At 53.6% G+C, this 20,242-nt stretch carries 23 protein-coding genes; 16 read left to right on the top strand and 7 right to left on the bottom strand.

Annotated features, from left to right (window positions below):
* Genes rfaC through IM271_RS15415 form a run of 4 tightly spaced genes read left to right on the top strand, consistent with a single transcriptional unit; the run spans position 1 to position 4,204 of the window.
* Complete coding sequence (gene rfaC / locus IM271_RS15400) at positions 1 to 984, top strand: lipopolysaccharide heptosyltransferase RfaC (protein WP_047366919.1); 984 nt, start codon at positions 1 to 3, stop codon at positions 982 to 984.
* Between the two features lie 3 nt (positions 985 to 987).
* On the top strand, positions 988 to 2,088 hold the full coding sequence (locus IM271_RS15405; RefSeq protein ID WP_049137160.1) for a glycosyltransferase family 9 protein: 1,101 nt from the start codon (positions 988 to 990) through the stop codon (positions 2,086 to 2,088).
* A gap of 5 nt (positions 2,089 to 2,093) precedes the next feature.
* Positions 2,094 to 3,002: a glycosyltransferase family 2 protein gene (locus IM271_RS15410; RefSeq protein ID WP_193052825.1), complete on the top strand. Its 909-nt coding sequence runs from the start codon at positions 2,094 to 2,096 to the stop codon at positions 3,000 to 3,002.
* The gene (locus IM271_RS15415; protein ID WP_193052826.1) at positions 2,990 to 4,204 is read left to right on the top strand and encodes an O-antigen ligase; all 1,215 of its coding nucleotides are present in this window, start codon (positions 2,990 to 2,992) and stop codon (positions 4,202 to 4,204) included. The genes IM271_RS15410 and IM271_RS15415 overlap by 13 nt, the downstream gene beginning before the upstream one ends.
* A gap of 24 nt (positions 4,205 to 4,228) precedes the next feature.
* On the opposite strand, the gene IM271_RS15420 is transcribed toward IM271_RS15415, so the two are convergent.
* Complete coding sequence (locus IM271_RS15420; protein WP_193052827.1) at positions 4,229 to 5,185, bottom strand: polysaccharide deacetylase family protein; 957 nt, start codon at positions 5,183 to 5,185, stop codon at positions 4,229 to 4,231.
* A 150-nt stretch (positions 5,186 to 5,335) separates the two neighbouring features.
* Between IM271_RS15420 and rfaQ the strand changes: the two genes are divergently transcribed.
* The 7 genes from rfaQ (at position 5,336) to coaD (ending at position 12,228) form a co-directional block, all read left to right on the top strand.
* On the top strand, positions 5,336 to 6,406 hold the full coding sequence (gene rfaQ, locus IM271_RS15425; RefSeq protein WP_193052828.1) for a putative lipopolysaccharide heptosyltransferase III: 1,071 nt from the start codon (positions 5,336 to 5,338) through the stop codon (positions 6,404 to 6,406).
* Positions 6,403 to 7,530 (top strand): glycosyltransferase family 4 protein, encoded by a 1,128-nt coding sequence (locus tag IM271_RS15430; RefSeq protein WP_193052829.1) that lies wholly within the window; start codon positions 6,403 to 6,405, stop codon positions 7,528 to 7,530. Before rfaQ ends, IM271_RS15430 begins: the two co-directional genes overlap by 4 nt.
* A gap of 2 nt (positions 7,531 to 7,532) precedes the next feature.
* On the top strand, positions 7,533 to 8,633 hold the full coding sequence (locus tag IM271_RS15435) for a glycosyltransferase (RefSeq protein WP_193052830.1): 1,101 nt from the start codon (positions 7,533 to 7,535) through the stop codon (positions 8,631 to 8,633).
* 11 nt (positions 8,634 to 8,644) lie between these two features.
* Positions 8,645 to 9,634: a glycosyltransferase gene (locus IM271_RS15440; protein WP_063437258.1), complete on the top strand. Its 990-nt coding sequence runs from the start codon at positions 8,645 to 8,647 to the stop codon at positions 9,632 to 9,634.
* 66 nt (positions 9,635 to 9,700) lie between these two features.
* Entirely contained in the window at positions 9,701 to 10,975 is a 1,275-nt protein-coding gene (gene waaA / locus IM271_RS15445; RefSeq protein WP_028015020.1) for a lipid IV(A) 3-deoxy-D-manno-octulosonic acid transferase, read from the top strand.
* Entirely contained in the window at positions 10,975 to 11,745 is a 771-nt protein-coding gene (locus IM271_RS15450; protein ID WP_126327151.1) for a glycosyltransferase family 2 protein, read from the top strand. Before waaA ends, IM271_RS15450 begins: the two co-directional genes overlap by 1 nt.
* A 3-nt stretch (positions 11,746 to 11,748) precedes the next feature.
* On the top strand, positions 11,749 to 12,228 hold the full coding sequence (coaD, locus tag IM271_RS15455) for a pantetheine-phosphate adenylyltransferase (RefSeq protein ID WP_025758454.1): 480 nt from the start codon (positions 11,749 to 11,751) through the stop codon (positions 12,226 to 12,228).
* A gap of 2 nt (positions 12,229 to 12,230) precedes the next feature.
* On the opposite strand, the gene mutM is transcribed toward coaD, so the two are convergent.
* The 4 genes from mutM to radC form a co-directional block, all read right to left on the bottom strand.
* The gene (mutM, locus tag IM271_RS15460; protein ID WP_028015018.1) at positions 12,231 to 13,040 is read right to left on the bottom strand and encodes a bifunctional DNA-formamidopyrimidine glycosylase/DNA-(apurinic or apyrimidinic site) lyase; all 810 of its coding nucleotides are present in this window, start codon (positions 13,038 to 13,040) and stop codon (positions 12,231 to 12,233) included.
* A gap of 72 nt (positions 13,041 to 13,112) precedes the next feature.
* Positions 13,113 to 13,280 (bottom strand): 50S ribosomal protein L33, encoded by a 168-nt coding sequence (gene rpmG, locus IM271_RS15465; RefSeq protein ID WP_003024094.1) that lies wholly within the window; start codon positions 13,278 to 13,280, stop codon positions 13,113 to 13,115.
* 22 nt (positions 13,281 to 13,302) lie between these two features.
* A complete protein-coding gene (gene rpmB, locus IM271_RS15470) occupies positions 13,303 to 13,539 on the bottom strand; it encodes a 50S ribosomal protein L28 (protein WP_002436699.1) in 237 nt (78 codons plus the stop codon).
* Between the two features lie 218 nt (positions 13,540 to 13,757).
* Positions 13,758 to 14,423: a DNA repair protein RadC gene (gene radC, locus IM271_RS15475; RefSeq protein WP_028015017.1), complete on the bottom strand. Its 666-nt coding sequence runs from the start codon at positions 14,421 to 14,423 to the stop codon at positions 13,758 to 13,760.
* Positions 14,424 to 14,596: 173 nt separating this feature from the next.
* Between radC and coaBC the strand changes: the two genes are divergently transcribed.
* The 3 genes from coaBC to slmA all read left to right on the top strand — a co-directional run bounded on the left by coaBC (position 14,597) and on the right by slmA (position 16,959).
* Positions 14,597 to 15,808, top strand: a complete 1,212-nt coding sequence (coaBC, locus tag IM271_RS15480; protein WP_193052835.1) for a bifunctional phosphopantothenoylcysteine decarboxylase/phosphopantothenate--cysteine ligase CoaBC — start codon at positions 14,597 to 14,599, stop codon at positions 15,806 to 15,808.
* Positions 15,786 to 16,244 carry a dUTP diphosphatase gene (dut, locus tag IM271_RS15485; protein ID WP_015570042.1) on the top strand — a complete coding sequence of 153 codons (459 nt, stop codon included), beginning with the start codon at positions 15,786 to 15,788 and terminating at the stop codon, positions 16,242 to 16,244. The genes coaBC and dut overlap by 23 nt, the downstream gene beginning before the upstream one ends.
* Before the next feature lie 118 nt (positions 16,245 to 16,362).
* The gene (gene slmA / locus IM271_RS15490) at positions 16,363 to 16,959 is read left to right on the top strand and encodes a nucleoid occlusion factor SlmA (protein WP_028015015.1); all 597 of its coding nucleotides are present in this window, start codon (positions 16,363 to 16,365) and stop codon (positions 16,957 to 16,959) included.
* A gap of 41 nt (positions 16,960 to 17,000) precedes the next feature.
* On the opposite strand, the gene pyrE is transcribed toward slmA, so the two are convergent.
* Complete coding sequence (pyrE, locus tag IM271_RS15495; RefSeq protein WP_192971826.1) at positions 17,001 to 17,642, bottom strand: orotate phosphoribosyltransferase; 642 nt, start codon at positions 17,640 to 17,642, stop codon at positions 17,001 to 17,003.
* Between the two features lie 68 nt (positions 17,643 to 17,710).
* Positions 17,711 to 18,427: a ribonuclease PH gene (gene rph / locus IM271_RS15500; RefSeq protein ID WP_010426431.1), complete on the bottom strand. Its 717-nt coding sequence runs from the start codon at positions 18,425 to 18,427 to the stop codon at positions 17,711 to 17,713.
* Positions 18,428 to 18,552: 125 nt separating this feature from the next.
* Between rph and IM271_RS15505 the strand changes: the two genes are divergently transcribed.
* The gene (locus IM271_RS15505; protein ID WP_028015013.1) at positions 18,553 to 19,416 is read left to right on the top strand and encodes a YicC/YloC family endoribonuclease; all 864 of its coding nucleotides are present in this window, start codon (positions 18,553 to 18,555) and stop codon (positions 19,414 to 19,416) included.
* Positions 19,417 to 19,622: 206 nt separating this feature from the next.
* A complete protein-coding gene (locus IM271_RS15510) occupies positions 19,623 to 20,240 on the top strand; it encodes a trimeric intracellular cation channel family protein (protein ID WP_023334014.1) in 618 nt (205 codons plus the stop codon).
* Positions 20,241 to 20,242: the final 2 nt, after the last annotated feature.

Consider the following 20,242-nt stretch of genomic DNA (forward strand, 5'->3'; position numbering starts at 1 on the left):
ATGCGGGTATTGATCGTTAAAACCTCCTCAATGGGCGATGTGCTGCATACGCTACCGTCGCTGACGGACGCCATGCGGGCCATTCCCGGCATCCGTTTTGACTGGGTGGTAGAAGAAGGCTTCGCGCAGATCCCCACCTGGCATGAAGCGGTTGACCGCGTGATCCCGGTCGCGATTCGCCGCTGGCGCAAAGCGTGGTTCTCCGCGCCGATTAAAGCCGAGCGTAAAGCCTTCCGTGAAACGGTGCAGGCGCAGCGTTACGACGCGATTATCGACGCGCAGGGGCTGGTGAAAAGCGCGGCGCTGGTCACGCGTCTGGCGCACGGCGTAAAGCACGGCATGGACTGGCACACCGCCCGCGAACCGCTGGCGAGTCTGTTCTATAACCGCCGCCACCACATCGCAAAGCAGCAGCACGCCGTAGAACGCACCCGCGAGCTGTTTGCGAAAAGCCTCGGCTATGCGAAACCGGAAGCGCAGGGCGACTACGCCATTGCGCAGCACTTTTTGCGCAATACAGATCCCTGTGCTCAGCCTTATCTTGTCTTTCTGCATGCCACAACGCGCGACGATAAGCACTGGCCGGAAACACACTGGCGAAGGCTGATTGAACTAATGCAACCCTCCGGCATCCATATTAAACTCCCGTGGGGCGCTGAGCATGAGCGGCAGCGTGCGGCGCGTCTGGCAGCAGGCTTTTCCCACGTCGAGGTGTTACCCAAACTCACGCTGGCGCAGGTTGCCGCAGAGCTGGCAGGCGCTAACGCCGTTGTTTCCGTGGATACGGGTTTAAGCCATTTAACCGCGGCGCTGGATCGCCCAAATATCACCCTTTTTGGCCCGACCGATCCCGGCCTGATCGGGGGCTATGGCAAAAACCAGCATCAGATGGTCAGCCCGACTCAGCAAACGAAGGATATCAGCGCAGATGCGATTTTTTCATTTTTACAGGGCAGCCGTTGGCTTTCCAACAGGGATATTTAACCCATGAGTTACGTATTTCTGCTGATTTTACTCTTTCCGGTGAAGCTTATCCGGAAGCTGTTGCGCAAAGAGACAGGGAAAAACCTGGTCATTCAGACAGCCAAAATCGGTGATTTTGTTAATGCAACGCCTCTTCTGGCCTGGCTGCAAAAAAGCGACGTGCTCATCAGCCGCAGCGTGGGTGCGCTGGCGAAGCATGACGAGACGGTCGAAGAGATTTATTTTATTGAGCAGCATAAGCGTAACCTGTGGCGTAAGCTCTGTTTCGCCTGCAGGATCATGAACCGCTATGACAACGTCTACCTTCTGCAGCCTAACAGCGTGAACCTCTTTTTCGCCTCCGTTTGTAACGCCAAAAATAAGCAATTCTTAAGCACTTACACGCGCAGGTGGTATCACGGGATTTTCTATTCAACGGCCGATGGTACGGTTGACCACGGTAGAAAAACGTTAACAGTCACTAACTATCTTAAGCTGGCCGACCGCGCTCTGACCTGGCAAGACTCTCCAAAGCACGCCACAAAGCCACTGTTTAAACCCGCGACTTATCCGGCGATCCTTGATAAACCCGGCGCGGTCCGCATTGGCATCAGTATCGCCGCCGGGAATAAAGCCAAAACCGTTCCGCCTGTCATCTGGAAGCAAATTGCCGATCGTCTCGCCGACCTGCCCTGCGAGTTTTATGTCTTTGGCGCCCCGAATGAACAGTCCTGGATGGATGACATCACCCGCGCTTACGGTGAACTGCCCAACTTTATTAATCTGATTGGCAAGATCTCGCTTGAAGAGCTGCCGTGGGCAATTTCTAAAATGGATTGTTATATCGCCTCCGACTCGGGGAATGTCTACATCGCCGATGCGGTTGGCGTGCCGGTCGTCTTACTGTTCGGTCCGTGCTGTCACTACGAGCAGCGCCCGCTTGGCAACGTGTTGCTGATTGGCAACGATGACAATATTTGCTCGTATGTTTTTGAAACTCGTTATTATTTCTCGCAAGGCCGGGAAGAACTCTTCGCGGTAACAGATGAATCGCTGGACGAACTCAAACATTTCATTTGCGGTCTACCAACAGCAAAATCTGCCTTTGATGCTCAGGGAAACTAATTACTATGGCTTTTCTCAGCATCATTATTGCCGCACATAATGCCGAAAACACGCTTCACGCCACACTGGAAAGTCTGCAAAACGCGATTGAGAATGCAGGCGATGATGTAGAAGTTATTATCATTAATGACAGTTCCAACGATTCCACACAGGATATTATTGAGGCGTGGTTGCCAAAGCTTCCGCATGCGCAATGCCAATACGTTGAGTACCGTAACGTAGGGCATGTTCGAAACAGCGCAGTCTCGCTGGCGTCAGGCGATTACATCACGATGCTTGATAGCGACGATCTGTTAAAGCCGGTTAGCATCCGGGATGCCGTCGCCTTCCTGAAAGCAGAGCGTCCTGATATGTTGCTGACGCGCCTGCTGGAAATACGCGATATGCGGAAAATCACCTCCGCCTGGCAGGGATTCACGCCCGTCTCATTATCGCAAAATGATGCAATAAAGCGTTTCCTGCAGCACAAAGATTTTCAGGCGCATCTCATCGGGCAATTCATCCACCGCAAGCTGTATGCAAGCAACCCAATCCCGTCTATGGTCTGCTATGAAGATTTCGCGGTATTTCCCGGTATGCTGATGCAATCGCGTAAAATCTTCTTTCAGCGTCAGGGACACTACTATTACATCAAACGCAGCGACAGTTTGTCGAGCCGTCTTGACGCCAGCAAAATCGCCACGCTGATTGAATGTACGCTACAGATGGAAACTACATTCCCGCAATCATTTAAGCATCTTATTAATTGCCACTGGTTTGATATTTACAGTAATCACCGACAATATCTGACCGACCTGCAGCTCAAACTGGTTAAGCTGCGGGTGAATGCACTTTATTCTTTCTCTTTTTTCTTCTCCAGAGATGTACGTTTCAGCTACAAAAAAAGGGTCATTGAGACATTATGGAAAAAGTAAAACTGCGGCTCTATCAGCTGACGCTGATTTTGAGCCTCATTTCGTTTGCACTGGCGCTGCTGAGCTCAGGTAAACAACGCGAATTTTTCTATATTGCGGTTTATGCCAGCATTATCGGCTTAGCTTGCGAATATAAAAAAATCACCCTGCGCCCCTTTTCAATCGCGCTCCCCATATTGCTGATTGGGCTACTCAATCTTGTCTGGTATATGGTGTACGAATATCATAGCGAAGGTTTAAACGCTTACAGCGATTATCTGGGTGCCAGTAAAAAACTGATATTAGCGAGCATTCTCGTTTTCTATCTTGACCGGTTTAAAACTTACGTCGATAAAAGCGCTTTCCAGAAGTACTTCCTGTACGCGGCAAGTACAGGGTTTGTCCTCGCCACGGGATATGGCTTATGGCAGGCGACGCAGGGTATGGCACGTATAGAGATGGCCATCAATCGCGCCACCGTGTCTGCCTATGTTTACTCCGTACTGTCACTGGCGCTGGTATACAGCCTTTATCTTCAAAAAAACAGAAAACTGTATATAGTCTCGGGTCTTACCATCTTAATATCTTACTTCGTTATTCTTTTAACGGGGACGCGTGCTGCAATGGGATTATATTTGCTCCTTGCGATTGTACTCACGCTCTACCACTTCAGAAGAATACATCTGAAATCAACGCTGATTTTTTTATGTATTGTGGCGGGCATTATTATCGTTAGCTACAAGCCATTGATCTCGCCAAAGATAGTTCAAACGCAGATGGAACTGGAAAGCTACCAGCAGGGGCATGACGCGACGTCGCTCGGAGCGCGTTTTTCCATGTGGACAATTGGTATTCAGAACGGACTTGCGCACCCGCTGGGGCAGTCAGTCGAAGACCGTGAGGTATGGACACAGCAGTATGTGCAGCATGGGCATCCGCATCTCGCGGCCGCGCTCGAGTTTATCAGGGTACATTTACATAATGAATTTATCGAAAAATACTCTCTGCAGGGGCTTCCGGGTCTGGCGATATTACTCTTTTTCTTCGTTTCGATGATCGCTTACGCGCTTAAAAACCGAAATGGCCTGCTGCTGACAACGATGCTTCTTTTATTACTCTATGGCCTGACGGACGTCATTTTATTGAGCTCAGAAGCCCTAATATTCTTTGTTACTCTGTTTGCATTGAGTACTCCCTTCTCGCAAACCAGACAACATCACTAAGAGATAATGCCCGCCAGCCGGGCATTATTTTTTCTTGTATTGATAAAACTCCGCCAGCGTCATCCCCACCGTCTTATCGGATAGCCAGCTAAAAAGCGCTTCTAAATCCTGATATAACCCTTCAATCGCCGCCTCATCTTTAAAGGTCGGACTTCCGCCTGGCATAAATTCAGACGAGTGAAGCATAAACTCCACATAATCCTGTCCCTGCGACAGGCATTTCTGCGCGACCTGAATCATCTGCGACGCATTGCCACCGGTCGGTCGTAGCCAGTTCACGGAAGGCGAGCGATATTTACCGCGCAGCCGATCGTATCCCTGTTTGATCGTGTTCAACCAGGCCGGATGTTTATACTGAATGCTCATCGGCACTTCGAGTAAGGGACTATTTCCCGCCCGGGAAATAGTATCTAAATCCATAAAATAGGCGTGGTCGGGGAAATGCTGATAATCCGTTCCGCCATTGCCCTGCGGAGCACCTTTCGCATTGCGCCAGTTCACGCGTGGCGTCACGGAGCAGTCAACCTGGTAGCCCAGTTCAACGAGCAATTTTGCATAGCGGCTATCAAATGCCCAACGCCCGGCGCGGTGGCTCAGCATTTTGGTCTGGAATGTCTCTTCCAGCAGACGGGTCATGAACAGCACTTTCTCACGCATCACCTCGTCTGAAAATTCAATCAGATACGGTTGCCAGCGCCAGTCATCTCCCGTGAGATCGTGCTCAGGTGGGCTATTCCATGCGTGAAGGTGCATTCCCACCTCCCCCTGACCGCGAGCGATCGCGTCCCTGGCGAATTCAATGAAAACGGGCTCGATTGCCATCTCATAGTTTGTCAGCCATACGGGCTTAAAACCAAAACGCTCACAAAGGGCCTGGAACCGGGCCAGATAGCGCGCATTTTCCGTTTTAATGACGCGGTGATTCTCCCAGAGATTATCGCCCTCAGTATCAATCGTGATGATAAACGCTGGTTTTTTCATAATGAGTCCGCATGACAGGGAAGTTAGCGCTATGTTACGCACTCTCCAAAGCCTGAGTAAACCCTTCCTGGGAAATTCCTGAGATTATGGAGAAAGAGTGCAAGTCGCTACCAGGTCTATTAGAATTGCCAACAGTACAACGCCGATAAGATGATGATGAATAACTTACCTGACACGCCTGATTTGCGCATTCTACTGATCAAACTCCGCCATCATGGCGATATGTTATTGACCACCCCCGTCATTGATTCATTACGTCAAAAATGGCCACAAGCGCAAATTGACGTGCTGTTGTATGAAGAAACGCGCGATATGCTCGCCGCGCACCCGACGATTGGCACTATTTATGGAATCGATCGTAAATGGAAGCAGCTGGGCACGCTAAAGCACCTTCAAAAGGAGTGGCAGTTACTCTGCGCGTTACGAAAGCAACATTATCATCTGGTGATAAATCTTGCCGATCAGTGGCGTAGCGCTATCGTCACCCGTTTCACTGGTGCGCCAGTTCGCCTCGGATTCGCCTTTAACAAACGCAACAATCCATTCTGGCGTTTTTGTCATAGCGATTTAGTCTCTGTTGCAAATCACAAATCCCTGCACACTGTCGAACAAAATCTCTCCATTCTGTCACCATTACAGGTCGCGCCTGAGCCAGCTGTTACCATGGCCTACAGCGCAGAAGACTGGCACCACGCCCGCCAGCAGCTGGTGCAAAAAGGAGTGGACGATAACTACATCGTCATTCAGCCGACATCACGCTGGTTCTTCAAATGCTGGGATGAAAGCAAAATGGCGCAAACCATCACCGCACTGCAGCAGGATGGGCATACCGTTGTACTCACGGCCGGGCCGGATAAAAAAGAGCTGGCGATGATAGATCGCATACTCGCCGCCTCACCGAAAACGGGGGTCGTCTCGCTGGCGGGACAGCTAACGTTGCGCCAGCTGGCCTCACTCATCGACCACGCGTGTCTTTTTATTGGCGTTGACTCCGTTCCGATGCACATGGCCGCCGCGCTGCAGACGCCCTGCGTGGCGCTGTTTGGCCCTTCCAAACTGACGTTTTGGTCTCCATGGCAAGTCAACGGTGAAGTCATCTGGGCTGGCGACTACGGTCCCCTTCCCGATCCCGACGCTATTGATACCAAAACGAAAGAACGCTATCTCGACGCCATTCCTGTTGATGCTGTCGTCTCCGCAGCAAGGAGATATCTGTCATGAAACATCATCGTCTGGCGATTGTTCGCCAAAAGTATCGCCCTGATGGCGGAGCGGAGCGCTTCGTTTCACGTGCGCTCACCGCGCTGAGCAATCAGAATCTTGAACTCAACGTCATTACGCGTGAATGGCAGGGCGAGAGACAGGACGACTGGCATATCCATATTTGCGACCCGCGCAAATGGGGCCGAATTAGCCGCGAACGCGGGTTTGCCCATGCTGCCCGCGCGCTGTGGCAGCAACAGCAGTTTGATATTGTGCAAAGCCACGAGCGGATTCCGGGCTGTGATATCTACCGCGCTGGCGATGGCGTCCATCGCCGCTGGCTGCTACAGCGTGCGCGCATCCTGCCCGCCTGGCGCGCGAAAATGCTGATGGTCGACCGCTATCACCGCTACGTGATGCACGCCGAGCGTGAAATGTACCAGGCGCCAGAGTTGAAAGCGGTTATCTGTAATGCGGAGATGATCAAACGCGAAATCGTCGAAGACTTTGATATTGACGCAAAAAAGATACATGTGATTTATAATTCAATTGATTCCAGCCGCTTCGTTCCGGCCCAGGAAGCACAGCGTGCCGCGCTGCGTCAGCAATTTGGTTTGCTAGCCGATGCCGTGGTGTTCTGTTTTGTAGGATCGGGATTTGAACGAAAAGGATTGGCCAGCGCCATACGCGCTATCGCAGGAACTTCAGCCTGGCTGATTGTGGTTGGACAGGATAAAGCAGAACATCGTTATCGTGACCTCGCCCGTTCATTGGGCTGCGAAGGGCAAATCCGTTTCCTGGGGATGCAGAAAGAAACGCTGCCTTTTTATCAGCTATCCGATGGTTTACTGTTGCCAACGCTGTATGATCCCTTTCCAAACGTCATTCTTGAAGCGATGGCCTGCGGCTTGCCCGTCATTACTTCAGAGAGTTGCGGAGGCGCTGAATTTATTCAGCAAGGCCAGAACGGATTTTATTGTGACGCCCTGGATATCAACACATTGAAGGAGGCAATTACAGCCACTCCTTCTCTGGGGAAAAATAACACGATGGGGCAAGCGGCACGTGAACGGGTAAAAGACGCCACCCCCGAAAAACTGTCAAGTCAGCTTATTTCGCTTTATCAAAAATTACTGGATTAAAAATGCGCATCCTAATGATTATTGATGGTTTACCCGGTGGGGGAGCTGAAAAAACAGTTCTTACACTTTCCAGCGGATTAACGGAAATGGGGCATCAGGTCTCCCTTTTCTCTCTGCGGAAAGTGTGTGATTACGCCATCCCGGAAGGCATTGATTATCAGGTGGTCCAGGATACCTGCAAAAAACCGTGGCGCAAGCTGACGGAGATCCCACGCCGAGCCCGCCTGCTGGATCAGGCAATTGAGCGGGCTGAGCGCAGCGGAAAATTTGACGTTGTGTTCTCTCATCTGCACAAAACTGACCGCATTGTGGCGCACTGCCGCGCGCTGGAGCGTGAAAAAGTCTGGTTCTGCGTGCATGGCATGTTCTCTTTCTCCTATCTTCGCCATCGCAGCGGGCTTTCGCGCTGGTTTAAGCATCTTAAAATTCGTCATACCTACGAAAACCGAAACGTTGTCGCCGTCTCAGGCGCCGTGCTGAAAGACCTTTCCGAGACCCTGGCTCTGAAACTCCGGCGTAAAGCGGTTATCCACAATCCTTTTGATATCCCTGAAATTCAGCGTCTGGCGGATGCCCCCTTCGAGATGCAAGGGAAGGATTACATCATCCATGTCGGCCGCTTCCATGAACACAAACGCCACGACCGTCTTTTACGCGCGTTCGCACAGAGCCAGCTCGACACTACGCTTGTCATGATGGGCAATGGTTCCGAAGCCAAAATTCAAAAGCTCAAACATCTTGCCCGCGACCTGGGTATTGAAGACAAGACGGTTTTCCGTCCCTTCGACTCCAATCCCTACCCCTGGATTAAAGGGGCACGCCTCTTAGTGTTAAGTTCTGACTGCGAAGGTTTTGGTAATGTGCTGGTGGAATCCATTATCTGCCAGACGCCACCGGTCAGTACCAATTGTCCGGGTGGCCCCGCAGAAATCCTCACCGGCGCCTTAGCGCGCGGGCTGGCAGAGCTAAATGACGCGTCACTGGCAAAAACCCTGGTAGATATTTATACCGCCCCGCCGGTCGTTGGCGATGCAACGATTGCGTCGTTCGGTATCAATGCCATTTGCCAGCAGTACATTGCTTTGGTCGACAATCAAAAATAATCAGGTTTCTTATGCAAAATTCAGCGCCATTGTTAAGCGTGGTGGTTGCCGTTTATAACGGCGAAGCTTTTCTGGATCAGTTCTTTACCTGCCTTGTGAATCAACGCATCGACAGCATGGAAGTCATTATTGTCAATGATGGCTCAACTGACCGCTCGATGCAGATCGTCGAAAGCTGGCGTGAAAAACTGCCGCAGATGCAGGTGATTGAACAGCAAAACCAGGGCGTTTCCATTGCGCGAAATACCGGCCTGGCCGTTGCAACCGGTCAGTATCTCTCTTTCCCGGATATTGATGACGTCTTCAAACCTGGCATGTACCAGCGTCTGCTGGATATGGCCGTCACGCAGGATCTGGATGTCGCCACCTGCAACGGCAACTACGTCTGGGAAAATGATAAGAAACCGTCTCGACCTATCTTCCCCGAGGATAAACTCGCCTCAACGGATGTTATGACGGGCCCGGCATGGTTAAAGATGGCGCTGGATTCACGTAAGTTCCTGCACGTGACCTGGCTTAATATCTATCGCCACGATTTTATTCGTAAACACAGTTTCCATTTCGAACCCGGGCTGCGCCATCAGGATATCCCGTGGACCACCGAGGTGCTGCTTGCCGCAGAGCGCGTTCAGTACACCAGTGAACGCTTTTATGACTACTACATTCACTCTGCCTCGGTATCGCATACGCCGGATAATGACGACACGCTGATCCGCTCCGCGCGCCACTACATGAAAATCCTGCAGATGCTTGATGCCATTAACCAGCGTTACCCGGATAAAGTGAAAAATATCCCCGCCTGCCACTGGCAAATCGCCAAAGAGGGGCTGGGGATCATTCATACCTTCGACAACATGAAGGATGAGACAAAGAAAACAATGATTATCAAAGAGTTCTTCGACACCGGGATCTGGAAGCTTATCTGGAAAAGTGCCAAAAGCCCGCGTTTGCGCTGGCGCCTGGGCCGACGCTACTTCCGTTTAAAACGGTATCTGGCATAAGAGATAGCTTTACCTGGCTTAAATGCTTAGAATTTGCCCGCCGAAACTAAAAAGACGGATAATCGCTTGGAATTGTTGTATACCGCCCTGCTCTATATCATTCAGCCACTGGTGTGGCTGAGACTGTTGCTTCGTAGCCGTAAAGCGCCTGCGTATCGTAAACGCTGGGCTGAACGCTATGGCTTTTGCCGCAATAAAGTCGCCCCGGACGGTATTTTGCTGCATTCCGTTTCTGTCGGTGAAACGCTGGCGGCGATCCCGCTGGTTCGCGCTCTGCGCCACCGCTACCCGTCTCTGCCGATTACCGTCACCACCATGACGCCAACCGGCTCAGAGCGCGCGTTATCCGCGTTTGGCAAAGACGTTCATCACGTCTACCTCCCTTACGATCTGCCCTGCGCCATGAATCGTTTCCTGAATACCGTTCGCCCGAAGCTGGTGATCGTGATGGAAACCGAGCTGTGGCCGAACATGATTTCCGCTCTGCATGCCCGTAAAATTCCGCTGGTGATTGCCAACGCGCGCCTTTCAGAGCGCTCGGCGAAAGGCTACGGCAAGCTGGGCAAATTTATGCGCCGCCTGCTGAGCAAAATCACGCTGATTGCCGCGCAGAACGAAGAAGACGCGGCACGCTTTATCTCTCTGGGCCTGAAGCGCAACCAGCTTGCCGTGACCGGCAGCCTGAAATTCGATATTTCCGTTACCCCTGAACTGGCCGCCCGAGCCATCACGCTGCGCCGCCAGTGGGCTCCGCGTCGCCAGGTCTGGATAGCGACCAGTACTCATGAGGGCGAAGAGGCGATTATCCTGCAGGCGCACCGTAAGCTGCTGGAAACCTTCCCGGACCTACTGCTGATTCTGGTGCCTCGTCACCCCGAACGTTTTAAAGATGCCCGCGAAATGGTGCAGAAAGGCGGCTTCAGCTTCACCCTGCGCAGCAGCGGAGAGATCCCTTCCGGCAGTACCCAGGTGGTGATTGGCGATACGATGGGCGAACTGATGCTGCTCTACGGCATTGCTGACCTCGCCTTTGTTGGCGGCAGCCTGGTGGAGCGCGGAGGCCATAACCCGCTCGAGCCGGCAGCCCACGCCATTCCTGTGCTGATGGGTCCACACACGTTTAACTTCAAAGATATCTGCGCTAAATTGCAGCAAGCCGATGGTTTAATTACCGTGACCGATGCGGACTCGGTCGTCAAAGAAGTATCGACCCTTCTGACGGATGAAGATTACCGCCTGTGGTACGGTCGCCACGCCGTCGAAGTGCTGCACCAGAACCAGGGCGCACTCACCCGTCTGCTGCAGCTTCTGCAACCTTATCTGCCTCAGCGGAGCCACTAATGTCTACGCGTCTGTCGGTCGTCATGATCGCCAAAAACGCCGCCGACCTGCTTCCGGACTGCCTGGCCTCCGTCGCCTGGGCTGACGAAATTGTTATCCTCGACTCCGGAAGCACGGACAACACGGTGGACATCGCCCGGGCTGCGGGCGCAAAAGTCTTTACCGATACCGACTGGCAGGGCTACGGCATTCAGCGCCAGCGCGCGCAGGGTCACGCCACGGGCGATTATGTGCTGATGATCGACACCGACGAGCGCGTCACCACGGAACTCCAGCAGGCCATTCAGGCGGTGCTTTCCTCACCCCAGCCTGGCGCCGTATACAGCATCGCGCGTCGCAACTACTTCCTTGGCCGCTTCATGCGCCACAGCGGCTGGTATCCGGATCGCGTAATGCGCCTCTACGAGCGCGGGCGCTTTCAGTACAACGACAATCTTGTCCATGAGTCACTGGCCTGCGACGGCGCCCAGGTCATCCCCCTGACGGGCGATTTGCTGCATCTGACCTGCCGTGATTTCGCCAGCTTCCAGCAAAAGCAGCTCAACTATGCCACCGCATGGGCGCAGGAACGCCACCAGCGCGGCAAGAAGGCCTCGCTGACAGGAATCTTCACCCACACGCTGGGCGCGTTTCTGAAAACGCTGCTGCTGCGCGGCGGCGTGCTGGATGGTAAGCAGGGCTGGTTACTGGCGGTAGTGAATGCCCAGTATACTTTCAACAAATACACCGAGCTGTGGGCGCTCTGCCGCGGCTACTCAGAGAAAACGTGAGCCATGAGCACAAAAGCGATTTATCCGGGTACCTTCGATCCGATCACTAACGGTCATCTTGACATCATTACCCGTGCAGCGTGCATGTTCGACAAGGTGATCCTGGCGATTGCCGCCAGCCCCAGCAAAAAGCCGATGTTTGATCTCAACGAGCGCGTGCAACTTGCCACCGACGCCATTTCGCACCTGCCGAATGTTGAAGTTGTCGGATTCAGCGATCTGATGGCGAACTTCGCCCGCGCCCAGCAGGCCAATATTCTGATTCGTGGCCTGCGCGCGGTGGCAGACTTCGAGTATGAGATGCAGCTGGCGCACATGAACCGCCACCTGATGCCGGAGCTGGAAAGCGTATTCCTGATGCCGTCAAAAGAGTGGTCGTTTATCTCGTCCACGCTGGTGAAAGAGGTGGCGCGCCATCACGGGGACGTTACCCATTTCCTGCCGGATAACGTCCACCAGGCGCTGATGGAAAAGCTAAAGTAGTTCTATTTCTGACACTGGCGGCAGTAGAACGTGGCGCGCTGGGCGTGCTTCGTGGCAATAATCGGCGTCCCGCATGCCCTGCACGGTTCGCCCTTACGGCCATACACCTGCAGCTCCTGGGCAAAATAGCCTGGTTTACCGTCGCTTTGCAGAAAATCCTTCAGGGTGGTCCCGCCTTGCTCAATCGAGCGCAGCAGCACTGCTTTAATGACCCGAACCAAAAGCTCACACTCCTGCGCGGACAGCGACGAGGCCAGCCGATCGGGATGGATCCCGGCCGCGAACAGCGATTCACTGGCGTAAATATTCCCCACGCCGACCACCAGCTTGTTATCCATCAGCCAGGGCTTGATCGGGGTCTTTTTCTTCGCGCACTTCTCTTTCAGGTAGTCCGCATTAAACGCGTCTGAAAGCGGCTCAGGGCCCAGATGCGCCAGCACGTTGTGTCCTTCCAGCTCCTTCGTCCACAGCCACGCGCCAAAGCGCCGCGGATCGGTGTAGCGGAGCACTTTGCCGTTGCTCATTACCAGGTCAACGTGATCGTGTTTTTCCGCAGGCAGTTCTTCGGTCAGGATGCGCAGGCTCCCGGACATCCCAAGATGGATAATGATCCAGCCGTCAGGCAGCTCCAGCAGCAGGTATTTCGCGCGGCGCTGCACGCTAAGGACGGGTTTGTCGCTTAACGCGTGGATCTCATCGGACACCGGCCAGCGCAGTCGTCCATTGCGAACGACGGCATGAAGAATAGTCGCGCCGACCAGATGGGGCTCAATGCCGCGACGGCTGGTCTCTACCTCAGGTAATTCAGGCATGGTTCCTCCGTTGAGATGCAGAATGCAAAAAACCCCGCAGTTGCGGGGTTTTTCAATACAAGGAGGCTAAAATTATTTGATTTTAGCTTCTTTGTACAGTACGTGCTGGCGTACAACTGGATCGAATTTTTTCAGTTCCAGTTTTTCCGGCTTAGTACGTTTGTTCTTCGTGGTGGTGTAGAAGTGACCTGTACCAGCAGAAGAAACCAGCTTGATTTTCTCGCGAATACCTTTAGCCATGATTTATTTCCTCTTTAAGTACTTAGTACTTTTCGCCACGGGCACGCAGTTCAGACAGAACTGTATCGATGCCTTTCTTATCGATTACACGCATACCTTTAGCAGATACACGCAGGGTGACAAAACGCTTCTCGCTCTCAACCCAGAAACGGTGAGAGTGCAGGTTCGGCAGGAAACGGCGTTTAGTCGCGTTCAGTGCGTGGGAACGGTTGTTACCGGTCACCGGACGCTTGCCAGTAACTTGGCAGACTCGGGACATGTCTATTCTCCAAAAATCAAATTAGCTCGAGCTTCGTATGGGGTATCGGCGCCTCGTCAGGCTTTACAGCCCGGTCATCGCGTAGTTCTAAGTGAACTCTCGATTGCCAGGCCCAAATGCCAAACCCGAGATTCTCAAAGGTGGCGTAGTATACGCTGACTCGGCGGTGTGCTCAAGTCCCGAACAGACAAAGATCCCGATGGATCGCGAGAAATAGCCTAAATCCAGCCATGTTCTGCAAAAGAAATGTACTCTCCGCGGCCAATTATCAGATGGTCCAGAACACGAATGTCCATGAATTGACAGCATTTGATAATGCGTTCGGTGATTTCTTTGTCAGCTCTGCTCGGTTCTGCACAGCCAGAGGGGTGATTATGCGCGAGGATCACCCCCGCTGCATTCACTTTTATCGCTTCACGCACAATTTCACGCGGATGTACCTCAACGTGGCTCAGTGTACCCGAAAACAGGCGGCTGTGCTTCAGTACCCGGTTCCTGTTGTCGAGAAAGATCACCATAAAGATCTCCCGCTCCAGACCGGACAGCTGGCTTTGCAAAAATTCGCGGGTCATGTCAGGGGTAAGGATCGGATCTTGCTCCTCCATCTGTACGTTATAAAATCGCCGGGCAAGTTCAGCAATACCCCGTAACTGGGCATACTTCGCGACGCCAATGCCTTCTACGTGCGTAAATGCCTCCAGTTCGGCTGTCAGCAAACCATGTAGTGAACCAAAATGGTCTATCAGATTTTTCGCCAGCGTAAATACCGTTTTTCCCTTCGTACCTGTACGTAAAAAGAGCGCCAGCAGCTCCTCGTCTTTTAATAACGCGACGCCATGACGCAGCATTTTTTCGCGCGGTAGCAGCAGTTCAGTCTCTTCCATGCCCGGCCTCCTTCTGTTTGCCATTATGCTGCCACAGGCAAATCCGGGGCTCGACGCTGAGGTTCCGTTCTTGCGTAGCGCCTCGCAAAGTGCATAAAGGACTTCATCACCCCCTATTTGGGATTGTGGTAAAATGCCCGCTCTCTGGTGAAACCCAACAGGAAAGAATCATGATGAGCCTGGCCGGTAAAAAAATCGTTCTTGGCGTGAGCGGCGGCATTGCTGCTTATAAAGCGCCGGAGCTGGTGCGTCGTCTGCGCGAGCGCGGGGCGGACGTGCGGGTCGCGATAACCGAAGGCGGTAAAGCCTTTATCACCCCTCTGAGCCTGCAGGCGGTTTCAGGATACCCGGTATCTGACAGCCTGCTCGATCCGGCCGCTGAAGCCGCGATGGGGCATATTGAGCTTGGGAAATGGGCCGATCTGGTGATTCTTGCCCCTGCCACGGCAGATTTAATTGCCCGCGTGGCGGCCGGTATGGCGAACGATCTGGTTTCGACCATTTGCCTCGCGACGCCTGCGCCCGTCGCCGTTGTGCCCGCCATGAACCAGCAGATGTACCGCAATGCCGCCACCCAGCATAATCTGGAGACGCTGGCTTCGCGCGGCCTGCTTGTCTGGGGCCCGGACAGCGGCAGCCAGGCCTGCGGCGACGTTGGCCCGGGGCGTATGCTCGACCCGCTGACGATTGTGGATATGGCCGCCGCCCATTTTTCACCTGTCAACGACCTGCAACATCTCAACATCATGATTACCGCGGGCCCGACGCGCGAGCCGCTGGACCCGGTGCGTTACATCACCAACCACAGCTCCGGTAAAATGGGCTTTGCGATTGCTGCCGCAGCGGCAAAACGCGGTGCTAACGTCACGCTGGTCAGCGGCCCGGTCTCGTTACCTACGCCACCTCTTGTACAGCGTATTAATGTTACCACCGCGCTGGAGATGGAAGCCGCCGTGCAGGCTCATGCGCAACGCCAGCAGATTTTTATCGGCTGTGCGGCCGTGGCAGACTATCGCGCCGAGACCATCGCCGAGTCTAAAATCAAAAAGCAAGGCGATGAATTAACACTGAAAATGGTGAAAAACCCGGACATTGTTGCCGGTGTCGCCGCATTAAAAAGCCATCGTCCTTACGTTGTTGGATTTGCCGCAGAAACGAATAATGTGGAAGAATATGCCCGGCAAAAACGTACCCGCAAAAACCTCGATTTAATTTGCGCGAACGACGTATCGCTGGCCACGCAAGGATTTAATAGCGACAGCAACGCACTGCACCTTTTCTGGCAGGATGGAGATAAAATCTTACCGCTTGAGCGCAAGGAACTCCTGGGCCAACAATTACTGGACGAGATCGTTACCCGTTATGATGAAAAAAATCGACGTTAAGATTCTGGACCCGCGTGTTGGCGAGCAATTCCCGCTGCCAACCTATGCCACCTCCGGCTCTGCCGGACTTGACCTGCGCGCCTGTCTCGATGACGCCGTAGAACTGGCTCCCGGTGCCACTACCCTGATCCCGACTGGCCTGGCGATCCACATTGCAGACCCGTCTCTGGCGGCAGTGATCCTGCCGCGCTCGGGTCTGGGCCATAAGCACGGCGTAGTGCTGGGTAACCTGGTCGGCCTGATCGACTCCGACTACCAGGGTCAGCTGATGGTGTCCGTCTGGAATCGTGGTCAGGACAGCTTCACCATTGAACCGGGCGAGCGTATCGCGCAGATGGTTTTTGTACCGGTGGTACAGGCAGAATTTAACCTGGTGGCAGATTTTGATGCCACCGACCGTGGCGAAGGCGGCTTCGGCCATTCCGGGCGCAAATAACCGCCCGACACACGTATCTCGCAGCGCCATAACGCAATAACAAACCGCAAACGTCAGTTTGCGGTCGCTGTGTGGATGCCAGCCTGGCAAGTGCTTATTTTCAGGGGTATTTTGTAACATGGCAGAAAAACAAACCGCGAAAAGGAATCGTCGCGAAGAAATACTTCAATCTCTGGCTCTGATGCTTGAATCCAGCGATGGCAGTCAACGCATCACCACCGCCAAACTGGCCGCCTCTGTGGGCGTGTCTGAGGCGGCGCTGTATCGTCATTTCCCCAGCAAAACAAAAATGTTCGACAGCCTGATCGAGTTTATTGAAGACAGTCTGATCACGCGCATTAACCTGATTCTGAAAGATGAAAAAGATACCACCGCGCGTCTTCGTCTGATTGTGCTGTTAATTCTGGGCTTTGGGGAGCGCAATCCGGGTTTAACCCGTATCCTGACCGGCCACGCGCTGATGTTTGAGCAGGACAGGCTGCAGGGCCGCATCAATCAGCTTTTTGAGCGTATTGAAGCGCAGCTGCGCCAGGTGCTGCGCGAGAAGAAAATGCGTGAAGGCGAAGGATACAATACGGATGAGACATTGCTGGCAAGCCAGATTCTGGCGTTTTGTGAAGGCATGCTCTCCCGCTTTGTGCGCAGCGAATTCAAATACCGACCAACGGACGATTTTGACGCCCGCTGGCCGTTAGTGGCAGCGCAGCTGCAGTAGCACCGCAGGCCCGGTAAGCGTAGCGCCGCCGGGCAATTTAATTACACGCCAAACTCTTCGCGATACGCCCGCACCGCCGCCAGGTGATCCGCCATCTCTGGCTTCTCTTCCAGATACGCAATCAGGTCTTTCAGAGTGATGATAGAGATCACTTTGCAGCTGTAATCACGCTCTACTTCCTGGATAGCAGAGATATCGCCGCGACCACGCTCCTGACGATCAAGAGAAATCAGCACGCCAGCCAGCGTCGCACCGTTGGCCTGGATAATCTCCATAGATTCACGGATCGCGGTGCCTGCGGTAATCACGTCGTCGACCAGCATCACGCGGCCCTGCAGCGCGCTGCCCACAAGATTACCGCCTTCACCGTGGGTTTTGGCCTCTTTGCGGTTAAAGCAGTACGGCACATCACGGTCATGGTGCTCCGCCAGCGCCACCGCCGTGGTGGTTGCAATCGGAATGCCCTTGTACGCAGGGCCAAACAGCAGGTCGAAATCAATCCCGGAATCCACCAGCGCTTCGGCATAGAAGCGGCCTAACAGTGCCAGATCGCGCCCGGTATTAAACAGCCCGGCGTTGAAGAAATACGGGCTCTTACGCCCGGACTTCAGCGTAAATTCGCCAAACTTAAGGACCTGTTTATTAATCGCAAACTCAATAAACTGGCGCTGATACGATTTCATGGATTCGCTCCTTTGGTTTTTTCTGTCTTACAGGCAAAAAAAAGGCGACTCATTGGTCGCCTTTAAAATCAATTTTCTAACGCCGCTTTTTGCGTCGTTACAATGGATTCGATTCCCCCTCGGGCCAACGCCAGCAGGGAGAGAAGTTCTTCATGGGTGAACGGCTCACCTTCCGCCGTCCCCTGCACCTCAATGATGCGACCATCTTCGGTCATCACCACGTTCATGTCGGTCTCGGCGGCAGAATCTTCAACATATTCCAGATCGCAAAGCGCTTCACCATTAACGATCCCCACGGAAACCGCCGCGACCATCCCTTTCATAGGGTTGGTTTTCAGCTTACCGGCTGCAACCAGCTTGTTCAGGGCATCGGCCAGCGCCACACAGGCACCGGTAATGGACGCGGTACGCGTGCCGCCATCTGCCTGAATCACGTCGCAGTCCAGGGTAATAGTGAATTCACCGAGGATTTTCAGGTCAACGGCGGCGCGCAGCGCACGTGCGATCAGGCGCTGGATTTCCATGGTACGTCCACCCTGCTTACCCTTTGCCGCTTCACGGGCGTTACGGGTATGGGTCGCGCGCGGCAGCATGCCGTACTCGGCGGTGATCCAGCCCTGGCCCTGACCTTTCAGAAAGCGCGGAACGCCCTCTTCGATGGACGCGGTGCAAAGCACTTTGGTGTCACCAAACTCAACCAGCACAGAGCCTTCAGCGTGTTTTGTATAGTTACGGGTCAGGGTGACGGGACGCACCTGATTGGCGCTACGACCTGATGGACGCATGATGGATTCTCCGGCTTGAAACGAATGTGGCTGCGCATTATACGGATAAAGGACGCTTATTCCTATCCTGAGAAGCCCCCGAAAGCTATAATCCCCCCATCTCTCCTTTAAAAACGGGAATGTCTATGATCCGCAGTATGACCGCCTACGCCCGGCGTGAAATCAAGGGTAGCTGGGGTAGCGCTACCTGGGAAATGCGTTCGGTAAACCAGCGCTATCTGGAAACATATTTCCGTATGCCGGAACAGTTCCGCAGCCTTGAACCTGTGGTGCGCGAGCGTATCCGTACGCGTCTGACCCGCGGGAAAGTGGAATGCAACCTGCGCTTTGAGCCAGATGCCAGCGCGCAGGGCGAACTGATCCTCAACGAGAAGCTGGCAAAACAGCTCGTGAATGCGGCGAACTGGGTCAAAATGCAGAGCGATGAAGGCGAAATCAACCCGGTTGATATTCTGCGCTGGCCTGGCGTCATGGCCGCCGGTGAGCAGGATCTGGACGCGATTGCCGCTGAAATTCTGGCAGCCCTCGACGGCACGCTGGACGATTTTATCGTTGCTCGCGAAACCGAAGGTCAGGCGCTGAAAGCGATGATTGAGCAGCGCCTTGAAGGCGTCAGCGCTGAAGTGGCGAAGGTTCGCGCCCATATGCCGGAAGTGCTGCAGTGGCAGCGCGAGCGTCTGGTCGCCAAGCTGGAAGAAGCAGAAGTTCAGCTGGAAAACACCCGTCTGGAACAAGAGCTGGTGCTGATGGCGCAGCGTATCGATGTTGCTGAAGAGCTGGACCGTCTGGAAGCGCACGTTAAAGAGACCTATAACATCCTGAAGAAGAAGGAAGCGGTGGGCCGCCGTCTGGACTTTATGATGCAGGAGTTCAACCGCGAGTCGAACACTTTGGCGTCTAAGTCTATCAACGCTGAAGTGACCAACTCAGCGATTGAACTCAAGGTTCTGATTGAGCAGATGCGCGAGCAGATCCAGAATATTGAGTAATCGCTTTTTGGATGGCGTCGGCTGACGCCATCCATTATTATTTCTAATCCGAATTCCCGTCTCTTTTCAAATTCAGCAGCCAAGAATCAAAGATATTCAACATGTATTGATTAAATTTTATAGGTGAAACCCAATCGCCTTAGAAAATCTCAATCGTGATCTTGCGCACAAATCGCTAACCTTTCCGCGTTCACACCGGAGGGTATATGCTGCTTCACATTCTTTATCTTATTGGTATCACCGCTGAAGCCATGACTGGCGCTCTTGCCGCCGGGCGTCGCCGGATGGACACCTTCGGCGTGATCATTATTGCCACTGCAACCGCGCTGGGCGGCGGTTCCGTCCGCGATATCCTGCTTGGCCATTACCCGCTCGGCTGGGTGAAACATCCTGAGTATGTGATTATCGTCGCAACGGCTGCCGTATTAACCACCATCGTGGCACCCGTTATGCCCCATCTGCGCCGCCTGTTCCTGGTGCTTGACGCGCTGGGGCTGATCGTCTTTTCGATCATCGGCGCGCAAATCGCGCTCGATATGGGGGAAGGCCCGGTTATCGCCACCATTGCTGCCGTGGTGACGGGCGTTTTCGGCGGCGTGCTGCGCGATATGTTCTGCAAGCGCATTCCTCTGGTCTTTCAAAAAGAGCTGTATGCCGGCATCTCCTTCGCCGCAGCGGTGCTCTACATTGCCCTGCAGCATTACGTTTCGAACCACGACGTGGTGGTCATCTCCACGCTGCTGTTTGGCTTTACGGCCCGCATGCTGGCGCTGCGTCTGAAGCTCGGATTGCCCGTGTTTCACTATAAGCACAGCGCCCACTGATC

This window comes from Enterobacter cloacae complex sp. I3, from assembly GCF_014896175.1.
Lineage (GTDB): Bacteria > Pseudomonadota > Gammaproteobacteria > Enterobacterales > Enterobacteriaceae > Enterobacter > Enterobacter bugandensis.